The sequence below is a fragment of the Treponema sp. R80B11-R83G3 genome (genome assembly GCF_054786115.1).
Genome location: NZ_BDHF01000231.1, coordinates 1 through 1,264, shown reverse-complemented (window position 1 = coordinate 1,264; position 1,264 = coordinate 1). Strand labels below are relative to the sequence as shown.

Here is a 1,264-nt window from a genome sequence, read left to right as displayed (position 1 = left end):
TGTGCGGTAGCGCAGGAGCGGGGTTCCCTCTCTTGTTATCGTGGTGAAGACAAGCTCGCCTTTTTCTCCGGCGGGCAGAACTTTTCCCGTGTTTGGATCGATAATTTCCGGGTAGAAAAAATCTTCGTTGATATGGAGTCCGTGCTGGGCTTCACATTCAAAAGAAACTCCCGGCCCGGAGTAAACCTTAGGGCAATCAGCATTGCCGACACTGCGGATTTTGGAATCTTACGCATTATTACCGATAAGACCGAAAAGGCGGTTGACACTCTGACTCAAGCGGGCTTTACCACGCGTCAGACCGATGTGGTTGCGGTGGAAATTGAAGACGTGCCGGGCAGCCTTGCCAAACTTATGGAACTGTTCCAGCAGTCGCAGGTAAATATCGAGTACCTTTACGCGTCTCTTGAGGGGCAAGTCGGAAAAGCCGTTGTCATTTTTAAATTGAAAGATCACGACAAGGGACAGCAAATACTTAGCGCTAAAGGCTTTAAAATAGCGGAAAACTTCTAATGAAGATTTTGATGGTTTCAAGCGAGGCCGTTCCCTGGGCAAAAACAGGCGGCCTTGCCGACATGGTTTCCGCTCTTTCGATAAGCCTCGCGAAACTTGGGCACGAAGTAAAAATCGTCATACCGCGCTACTATTCGATTGACCGCGCCAAATTGAAACTTCTTCCCGGCGCAATGGGAACGCCAATGGGCGGCGGCATTGAGGAATGGAGCGCGGTATATTGCACCGATATGCCGGGAACAGGCAAAAAAAATCCCGTAAAAGTTTATTTTATCGATCATGAAATTTTCTTTGGCAGAGACGGCATTTACGGGAGCCTTGCAGAAAGCGATTTTATGGATAACCCGCGCCGTTTTTCTTTCTTCTGCCGCGCTGTTTTTCAACTTTGCCGTAAAATTGAATGGTACCCCGACGTGCTTCACGCCCACGACTGGCCGTCTGCAATCGCGCCCGTCTATTTGAAATTTGCCGAAAGAGTCCCCGGCGGCGACAAAGGTTTTAAAAAAACAGTTTCGATTCTTACCATCCACAACCTAGGCTATCAGGGCATTTACGGCAAAGGCAATTTTGACTACATGGGGCTTGGTTGGGATGTTTTTTACAACGCCGGTTTTGAAGACTGGAGTATGCTTAACATGCTTAAAGCCGGCCTTTACAGCGCGGACAAACTCAACACAGTTTCACCTAACTATGCCGAAGAAACAAAAACGCAGCCCGGCGGTTTCAGGCTGGACGGAGTTTTGCGTTACCG

At 48.9% G+C, this 1,264-nt stretch carries 2 protein-coding genes; both read left to right on the top strand.

The annotated features are described in order from the left end of the window. Positions 1-513: hypothetical protein (locus tag ACYVRH_RS12900; protein ID WP_461257304.1), on the top strand; the 513-nt coding region annotated here is incomplete at its 5' end. Beyond that, positions 513-1,264, top strand: a 752-nt coding sequence (locus tag ACYVRH_RS12895) for a glycogen synthase (protein ID WP_461257303.1), incomplete at its 3' end; no start/stop codon positions are given. The genes ACYVRH_RS12900 and ACYVRH_RS12895, both read left to right, overlap by 1 nt.